Here is a 9,517-nt window from a genome sequence, read left to right as displayed (position 1 = left end):
AAACCAGAATATACAGGCATTCAATCTGGAGCAATAGTCGAACCAGAACAGGTACCATCGAAACCATCTTATACAGGTACCCAATCCGGAGCGATTGTTGAACCCGAACAAATTGCCCCTCTTCCAGAATATACTGGCAATATTGAGCAAGCAAAACCAGAAAATCCGGCTGAAAAACCAAAAGAAAAAGATCCAGAAAAAACACTTGAATTAAGAAATGTTTCTGATCTGGAGTTATATAGTCAGACCAATGGTACTTACAAACAACATGTTTCTTTAGACAGTGTTCCAAGTAATATAGACACTTACTTTGTTAAGGCAAAATCGTCGTCATTCAAAGATGTCTATCTACCTGTCGCTTCAATAACTGCAGAAATAAAAAATGGACAATTCGTTTATAAAATCATAGCCAAAGCTGAGAAACTCCAGCAAGAGCTAGAAAATAAATATGTCGATAATTTCACCTTCTATCTCGCAAAAAAGGCTACAGAAGAAACAACAACCTTCACTTCCTTTAGCAACTTGGTTAAAGCTATCAACAAGAATCTCTCTGGAACCTATCATTTAGCGGCTAGCTTGAATGCCAACGAAGTGGAGTTGGGACCTGATGACAGATCTTACATCAAGGGCACCTTTACTGGTCAGTTGATTGGTGAAAAAGATGGCAAGCATTATGCTATTTACAACTTGAAAAAGCCTCTTTTTGAAAGCTTGAGAGGGGCCATAGTAGAAAAGTTGAGCCTAAAAAATGTCTCTATTTCTGGTAAAGATGATATCGGTTCATTAGCCAATGAAGCTACGGATAACACAAAGATTAAGCAAGTTCATGTCGATGGTGTTCTGGCTGGGGAACGTGGTATCGGTGGTTTGTTGGCTAAGGCAGACCAATCAAGCATCACAGAGAGCAGTTTTAAGGGAAGAATTGTTAATACTTACGAAACGACTGCGGCATACAATATTGGTGGTTTGGTCGGTCATTTGACAGGAGGCAGAGCTTCACTGACTAAGTCAAAATCGACAGTAGCCATTTCCTCCAACACGAATAGTTCAGATCAGACTGTTGGTGGGCTAGCAGGTCTAGTAGACCAAGATGCGCATATACAGGATAGCTATGCTGAAGGTGATATCAACAATGTCAAGCACTTTGGTAGAGTTGCGGGTGTGGCTGGATATTTGTGGGATCGAAAGACGAATGAGGAACAGCATGCAGGAAGATTGACCAATGTACTAAGTGATGTCAATGTAACCAACGGGAATGCTATTACCGGTTACCACTATAATGAAATGAAGGTGGCTAATACATTCAGCAACAAAGCTAATAGAGTCTACAATGTCACCTTGGTCAGGGAAGAAGTCGTCAGCAAGGAATCATTTGTAGAAAGAGGAACAATTTTAGATGCTTCTGAAGTGACTAATAAAAAAGTAGAAATCAATCCTCTCACCCCTCCAACAGTGGAGTCCCTTTCAACAAGTGGTAGTAAAGAAAGTGATTTTTCTAAGGTGAAGCATTATCAAGCTCAGCGCGCCTTGGCTTATAAAAATATTGAAAAATTGCTACCTTTCTACAACAAGGCAACCGTCGTCAAATACGGAAACCTGGTCAATGAGAACAGTCTTTTATATAAAAAAGCACTCTTGTCTGCAGTCATGATGAAGGATGACCAAGTCATCACAGATATTGTTTCCAACAAACAGACTGCAAACAAACTCTTGCTCCATTACCAGGATCATTCCTCTGAAACATTCCAGATCAAGTACCAGACTGATTTTGCTAAGTTAGCAGAATATAGTCTAGGAGATACGGGGCTTCTCTATACGCCAAACCAATTCTTGTATAATCAAGAAACGATTATCCAGCAAGTCTTACCAGAATTGAAGAAGGTAAATTATCATTCAGACGCTATTAGAAACACACTTGGTATTTCACCAAAAGTGAAGCAAACCGAGCTCTATTTAGAAGAACAGTTTACTAAAACGAAGGAACATCTAGAAGAAAGTCTGAGAAAACTCTTGTCAGCGGATGCTGGTCTAGTGGAAAACAATCAAGTAATGACAGGTTACATCGTAGATAAAATCAAGCGCAACAAGGAAGCCTTGCTTCTTGGTATGAGCTACTTAGAGCGTTGGTATAACTTTAGCTATGGTCAGGTTAATATTAAAGACTTGATCTTGTATCACCTTGATTTCTTTGGCAAAGGAAATGCATCTCCGTTAGATACTTTGATTGAGTTAGGGAAATCAGGATTTAATAATCTGCTTGCTAAGAACAACGTTGATACTTATGGTATCAGTCTTGCCAGCCATCATGGAACGACAGATTTGTTTAGCACGCTAGAAAATTACCGAAAAGTCTTTTTACCAAACACTAGCAACAATGACTGGTTTAAAAAACAGACCAAAGCTTTCATTGTTGAAGAAAAATCCACTATTGCAGAGGTCAAAACCAAGCAAGAGCAAGCAGGGACTAAGTATTCTATCGGTGTTTATGACCGAATTACTAGTAGTACTTGGAAATACCGCAATATGGTCTTGCCTCTCCTTACCTTGCCAGAAAGATCTGTATTTGTCATCTCAACCTTGTCTAGCCTAGGATTTGGAGCTTACGATCGCTACCGCAATAGCGACTATAAGGCTGGAGATGAACTCAATAAGTTTGTTGAAGATAATGCGCGTGAAACAGCCAAGCGTCAGCGAGATCACTATGATTATTGGTATCGTATTTTGGATAAACAGTCACGTGAAAAACTCTATCGTACGATCCTGCTTTATGATGCCTATAAGTTTGGTGATGATCATACTGAAGGAAAGGCTTCAACAATCGCAGACTTTGAGAATTCAAATCCTGCAATGCAACATTTCTTTGGACCAGTTGGTAACAAGGTGGTTCATAATCATCACGGTGCATACGCAACAGGAGATGGTGTCTATTATATGTCTTACCGTATGTTGGATAAGGATGGCGCTATTACGTATACCCATGAGATGACCCATGATTCCGATCAGGATATCTATCTTGGTGGTTATGGTCGAAGAAGTGGTCTTGGTCCTGAGTTCTTTGCTAAAGGCTTATTACAAGCGCCAGACCATCCAAATGATGCGACCATTACTATTAACTCAATCTTGAAACATTCAAAATCAGATAGCTTAGAAGGATCCCGTCTACAAGTCTTAGATCCGACGGAACGATTCAAAGATGCATCCGATCTCCAGAAATACGCTCATAATATGTTTGATCTCATCTATCTGTTGGAATATCTTGAAGGGCAATCTATCGTTAAGAAACTGAATGTTTCCCAGAAAATGGAAGCTCTCAGAAAAATCGAGAACCACTATCTAACAGATCCTGCTGATGGAAATGATGTTTATGCTACTAATGTTGTGAAAAATTTGACTGAAGATGAAGCTAAAAAATTGACGAGCTTTGAGAGTTTGATTGACAATAATATTCTTTCGGCTCGTGAGTATCAAGCTGGCACATATGAGAGAAATGGCTACTTTACGATTAAACTCTTTGCACCAATCTTTTCAGCATTGAGCAGTGAGAAAGGAACTCCTGGAGATCTTATGGGGCGCCGGATAGCTTATGAACTCTTAGCTGCTAAAGGATTTAAAGAAGGTATGGTCCCATATATTTCCAACCAATATGAAGAAATTGCTAAACAAAATGGTCAGACAATCAACCTCTACGGTAAAAAGCAAGGATTAGTGACAGATAAGCTTGTTTTAGAAAAGCTATTTGGTGGTCAGTATTCATCTTGGGCAGCCTTTAAAAAAGCTATGTATCAAGAACGTGTTGCTCAGTTTGATCATTTGAATAAAGTTACTTTTAAAGATCCGACGCAATCATGGATGAGCAATGCCACGAAAACCATTCAAAGAGTAAATGAGTTGCAAGAACTCATGGACCAAGCTGTTTTACAGGATGCGGAAGGTACGCGTTGGAGTGACTATAACCCAGAAACTGACAGTGCCGTTCATAAACTTAAGAGAGCAGTGTTTAAGGCCTATCTTGACCAAACAAATGATTTTAGAACCTCTATTTTTGCAAATAAAAAGTAATGAATTATAGAAGTTCCTAATCAGTATGAGAGGACTTTACTTCCTGACTATCAGAACTTGTCGATTTTAACTAGCTTTTTTGTGAAAAATTGTGTAAAATAGAATAGATAAACGAGGGGAAACCTCGGAAAATTTAAAGGAGAATCCATCTAATGGTAAAATTGGTTTTTGCTCGCCACGGTGAGTCTGAATGGAACAAAGCTAACCTTTTCACTGGTTGGGCTGATGTTGATTTGTCTGAAAAAGGTACACAACAAGCGATTGACGCTGGTAAATTGATCAAAGAAGCTGGTATCGAATTTGACCAAGCTTACACTTCAGTATTGAAACGTGCTATCAAAACAACTAACTTGGCTCTTGAAGCTTCTGACCAATTGTGGGTTCCAGTTGAAAAATCATGGCGTTTGAACGAACGTCACTACGGTGGTTTGACTGGTAAAAACAAAGCTGAAGCTGCTGAACAATTTGGTGATGAGCAAGTTCACATCTGGCGTCGTTCATACGATGTATTGCCTCCAAACATGGACCGTGATGATGAGCACTCAGCTCACACAGACCGTCGTTACGCTTCACTTGACGACTCAGTTATTCCAGATGCTGAAAACTTGAAAGTGACTTTGGAACGTGCCCTTCCATTCTGGGAAGATAAAATCGCTCCAGCTCTTAAAGATGGTAAAAACGTATTCGTAGGAGCTCACGGTAACTCAATCCGTGCCCTTGTAAAACACATCAAAGGTTTGTCAGATGACGAAATCATGGATGTGGAAATCCCTAACTTCCCACCATTGGTATTCGAATTCGACGAAAAATTGAACGTAGTTTCTGAATACTACCTTGGAAAATAATTTGTAAAAAGAAAGCCTAGGAATACCTAGGTTTTTCTTTTTATTCTAGTATCCAACTCTTCGAAAAAGCGTTATAATGATATTAAGAAGTAGTTAAAGAAAGTGAGGTTGATGATGGCTTATATTGAGATGAAACATTGTTACAAGCGATATCAGGTTGGGGACACGGAGATTGTGGCCAATCGCGATGTGAATTTTGAGATTGAAAAGGGTGAATTGGTTATCATTCTAGGTGCATCTGGTGCGGGCAAGTCAACGGTTCTTAATCTTCTTGGGGGAATGGATACCAATGACGAGGGGGAAATCTGGATTGATGGTGCCAATATTGCAGATTACAATTCCCACCAGAGAACCAATTATCGCCGCAATGATGTCGGTTTTGTTTTTCAGTTTTATAATCTAGTTTCCAATCTGACAGCTAAGGAAAATGTGGAGTTGGCATCAGAAATTGTGACAGATGCCTTGAATCCTGAACAGGTCTTGACAGATGTAGGTCTGGCTCATCGTCTCAATAACTTTCCAGCCCAGCTTTCTGGAGGGGAGCAACAGCGAGTCTCCATTGCACGCGCAGTAGCCAAAAATCCTAAAATTCTCCTTTGTGACGAACCGACAGGCGCCTTGGATTATCAGACGGGCAAGCAAGTCTTGAAGATTCTCCAAGACATGTCTCGTCAAAAGGGAGCGACGGTGATCGTCGTGACTCACAATGGAGCTTTGGCGCCCATTGCTGATCGCGTGATTCATATGCGTGATGCCACTGTTATGAGAGTAACAATCAATGAGAATCCACAGGCTATCGATACATTGGAGTATTAGCATGAAAAAAACATACCGAAAAGACTTGCTCCAGTCGGTGACTGCTTCCAAGGGACGCTTTTTATCCATCTTGACCTTGATGATGCTGGGGTCTTTAGCTCTAGTAGGTCTCAAAGTGACTAGCCCCAATATGGAACGTACGGCTGAGGATTATCTTCGTAAAGCAAATACCTTGGATCTGGCAGTGATAGCTGATTATGGCTTGGATAAAGAGGATCGAGACGAACTAAAGACCCTTCAAGGAGCAAGTATTGAGTTTGGCTATATGGCAGACCTAACCGTTGAAAATAGTGAAGAAGCGGTTCGACTGTATTCTAAGCCAGAGGGAATTTCAACTTTTCAAGTGACAGAAGGGCGACTGCCAGAAGCTGATGAGGAAATTTCCTTGGCAGATTTCTGGAGAGACCGCTATCAGATTGGGCAGACTATCACCTTTAGCAAGAAAGAAGAAGGGAAGACCGTCATAAAATCCCAATCTTTCACCATTACTGGATTTGTTCAGTCGGGTGAGATACTTTCTCAAGAAGACTTGGGAGGGGCTAGTAGTGGAAATGGAAGCTTGGCTGGCTATGGAGTGATTTTACCCAGTCAGTTTGACTCAGATGTTTATAGCATTGCGCGTGTGCGTTATGATGATTTAAAAAATTTGGATGCTTTTTCATCAGACTATAGAAGCAAACGAGATCAACACCAGGAAGACTTACAAAACTTGCTTGCCGATAATGGTCAAAAAAGATTGGCAAGTATCAAAGCAAATGGGCAAAAGAGCTTGGAAGATGGAAAAGAGCAGCTCCAAACAGCTGAAGGTAACCTTCGAAAAGGCAAGAGTCAGTTAGAACAGGCTGAAAGTCGATTGAAAACGCAAGAAGAACAAGTGACCGCTTTGCCTGATCCTCAAAAGAGTCAAGCCAAGGAGCAATTGACAAAAACTAAGGAAGAATTGGCTACAGAAAAAGAAAAAATGGCTCAGACAGAGAGTAATCTAGCCAAGGAAAAAGAGAAGCTTGAACAACACCAGAAAGAGCTTGATGAACTGGCAGAGCCTACTTACCATGTATACAACCGCCAAACCATGCCAGGTGGTCAAGGCTATCTCATGTACAATAACGCTTCAGCAAGTATTCGTTCTGTCGGGAATATCTTTCCCGTGGTGCTTTTTATGGTTGCTGCAATGGTAACATTTACAACTATGACTCGCTTTGTGGATGAAGAGCGTACCAATGCTGGTATTTTCAAGGCCCTAGGTTACAAGAATAAAGATATTGTTGCCAAGTTTGTCCTCTATGGTTTTCTTGCAGGAACTGTGGGAACCGTTTTAGGAACACTTCTAGGACATTATCTCCTTGCAGGCGTGATTTCGGATGTTATAACAGCTGGAATGATCGTTGGGAAAAGTCAGGAGTATTTCTACTGGTCTTATAGCCTTCTTGCCCTGGCCTTAAGTTGGGTATCCAGTGTCTTGCCAGCTTATCTAGTGGCACGGAGGGAATTGCACGATGAAGCAGCTCAACTTTTGCTGCCCAAACCTCCCGTTAAAGGATCAAAGATTTTGCTGGAACGCCTGAGCTTTATTTGGAGTCGTTTGAGATTCACTCATAAGGTTACGGCGCGAAATATTTTCCGTTATAAGCAACGGATGTTGATGACCATTTTTGGAGTTGCGGGTTCGGTTGCTCTCCTATTTGCAGGTCTTGGCATTCAGTCTTCTGTTGGAGGAGTTGTCGAGCGTCAATTTGAACAAATCCAGCAATACCAGATGATTGTAGCGGAAAAGAGCAGTGCAACGGAGCAAGAAAAAGCAGACCTAGAAAGTGCCTTGCAAGCTGAGCCTATCCATGCTTATCAAAAGATTTACTCTAAATCCATTGAAAAAGATTTCAAAGGAAAAGCAGGACTTCAGACTATCACCATAATGGTTACAAGCAGAGAAAATTTCAACCCCTTTATCGCATTAGAGGAAAATGGCCAAGAGGTGCAGGTCACAGATGGAGCAGTCGTGAGTCAAAAATTAGCTCAACTAGAAGGTATTACGGTTGGAGACAAGCTGGAGCTTGATGGGAAAGAAATCAGGGTCGCGGCTATTTCTGAAAACTATGTTGGACACTTTGTTTATCTCAACCGAGCGACATACGAACAAGTCTACGGTACCAGTCCGAAAGACAATACCTACCTAGTAAAATTAAAAGAGCCAACACCATCCAATACGGAGAAAGAAGCTGCGGTCTTTATGAAAAAAACTGCTGTTTCTGGGGTGGTCCAAAATGCAACGGCTATCCAACTTTTTGAATCTGTAGCCAATTCTCTCAATAAAACCATGGCAATCCTTGTCCTTGTTTCCGTCTTGCTAGCCATTGTCATTCTTTACAATCTCACCAATATCAATGTGGCAGAACGTATCCGTGAACTTTCCACCATCAAGGTTCTCGGTTTCCATAATAAAGAAGTGACCCTCTATATCTACCGCGAGACCATGGTACTGTCCTTTGTGGGGATTGTTCTCGGTTTGGTAGCCGGCTACTATTTACATCAATTTTTGATTCAAATGATTTCACCTGCCACCATACTTTTTTATCCACTAGTCAGCTGGGAAGTCTATGCTCTTCCAATCATCGCAGTGACTGTGATATTAGCCTTACTGGGTCTCTTTGTCAATCACCACTTGAGAAAGGTGGATATGCTTGAAGCCCTGAAATCAGTAGAGTAGATCAAGTTTTTAAAAAGTAAATCAGTTGACAAAGTCTCTGCTTCTTGGTAGAATAAGAACTGTCGGAAAGACAAATAACTTCTTCTTGGTTGCAGGCATGCCAACCTGTCACTCGGATGAAGCCAAATAAAAAGGAGAAATATCATGGCAATCTCAAAAGAGAAAAAAAATGAAATCATCGCACAATATGCTCGTCACGAAGGTGATACAGGTTCAGTAGAGGTTCAAGTTGCTGTCCTTACTTGGGAAATCAACCACCTTAACGAACACATCAAACAACACAAAAAAGACCACGCTACTTACCGTGGATTGATGAAGAAAATCGGTCGCCGTCGTAACTTGCTTGCATACTTGCGTAAAAACGACGTTAACCGTTACCGTGAGTTGATCAACTCTCTAGGACTTCGTCGCTAATCTTGCGTCTAAAACGTTTCTATACTTCGTTGGCTTCGGCTTGATGTACCATTAGTACAATCTTCGCCTCGTCCGCCTAGTCTATAAACGTTTTATCCAGCAAGACTGGAGCTCTCTGACTTCAGAGGGCTTTTTGTTTTTATCTGCTTGCTTAGGCCGTGTTCAATTAACAAGATACAAAGGCCGTCAAAAGCACAAAGCAAAAATAGGAAAATTGACGAAGAAACTTCAGTTTCTAGGAGATTTTATCTTTTTTGCCAAGTGCTTAGGCCGTGTTCAATTGAGCATATCTTGATAATGAAGCTACTCCATTGGGTAGCTTTTTTGTATGGATTTTATCCCAATCTCAAATTGGCTCTCTGATTTTTAGAGAGCTTTTTTATTGAGGTTTTATCGGTCACAATTTTAGAGACTACAAAAACATACTTTAAGCCCCTTCTTTGGGCTTTGGAGTTTTATCGGTCACAATTTTGGAGACTACAAAAACTTGAAGCTAAAGCTCCCAGCATTGTACGATGTTTTATCGGTCATAATTTTGGAGACCACAAAAACTCCTGCCAATGTGACTTATTATACCTTTGAGTTTTATCAGTCATAATTTTGGAGACCACAAAAACAGCGTCTGCTTTTGGCGAAATTGCAAAGCAGTTTTATCGGTCACAATTTTAGAGACTACAAA

5 protein-coding genes are annotated in these 9,517 nt (G+C 40.8%); all 5 read left to right on the top strand.

Translation table 11 applies throughout. The annotated features are described in order from the left end of the window. Nucleotides 1-4,059 (top strand): ZmpA/ZmpB/ZmpC family metallo-endopeptidase (locus HMPREF2701_RS04790; protein WP_261674412.1); only part of this gene is annotated, 4,059 nt, incomplete at its 5' end. Nucleotides 4,060-4,211: 152 nt separating this feature from the next. Next, nucleotides 4,212-4,904 (top strand): phosphoglycerate mutase, encoded by a 693-nt coding sequence (locus HMPREF2701_RS04785; RefSeq protein WP_000240129.1) that lies wholly within the window; start codon nucleotides 4,212-4,214, stop codon nucleotides 4,902-4,904. A 114-nt stretch (nucleotides 4,905-5,018) separates the two neighbouring features. Beyond that, on the top strand, nucleotides 5,019-5,720 hold the full coding sequence (locus HMPREF2701_RS04780; RefSeq protein WP_070482326.1) for an ABC transporter ATP-binding protein: 702 nt from the start codon (nucleotides 5,019-5,021) through the stop codon (nucleotides 5,718-5,720). Further along, complete coding sequence (locus HMPREF2701_RS04775; RefSeq protein ID WP_186821218.1) at nucleotides 5,716-8,424, top strand: ABC transporter permease; 2,709 nt, start codon at nucleotides 5,716-5,718, stop codon at nucleotides 8,422-8,424. The genes HMPREF2701_RS04780 and HMPREF2701_RS04775 overlap by 5 nt, the downstream gene beginning before the upstream one ends. 144 nt (nucleotides 8,425-8,568) lie before the next feature. Further along, on the top strand, nucleotides 8,569-8,838 hold the full coding sequence (gene rpsO / locus HMPREF2701_RS04770; RefSeq protein ID WP_001018251.1) for a 30S ribosomal protein S15: 270 nt from the start codon (nucleotides 8,569-8,571) through the stop codon (nucleotides 8,836-8,838). Nucleotides 8,839-9,517 lie beyond the last annotated feature (679 nt).

This window comes from Streptococcus sp. HMSC077D04 (assembly GCF_001808785.1).
Taxonomy (GTDB): Bacteria; Bacillota; Bacilli; order Lactobacillales; family Streptococcaceae; genus Streptococcus; species Streptococcus mitis_BX.
Note: the sequence above shows the minus strand (reverse complement) of the source record. Positions and strands in the feature narration are given on the sequence as shown.

What these genes read in the sequence shown, in the direction of transcription:
- rpsO (WP_001018251.1), top strand. Translation starts at nt 8,569, where the DNA reads ATGGCAATCTCAAAAGAGAAAAAAAATGAAATCATCGCACAATATGCT.
- HMPREF2701_RS04780 (WP_070482326.1), top strand. Translation starts at nt 5,019, where the DNA reads ATGGCTTATATTGAGATGAAACATTGTTACAAGCGATATCAGGTTGGG.
- HMPREF2701_RS04785 (WP_000240129.1), top strand. Translation starts at nt 4,212, where the DNA reads ATGGTAAAATTGGTTTTTGCTCGCCACGGTGAGTCTGAATGGAACAAA.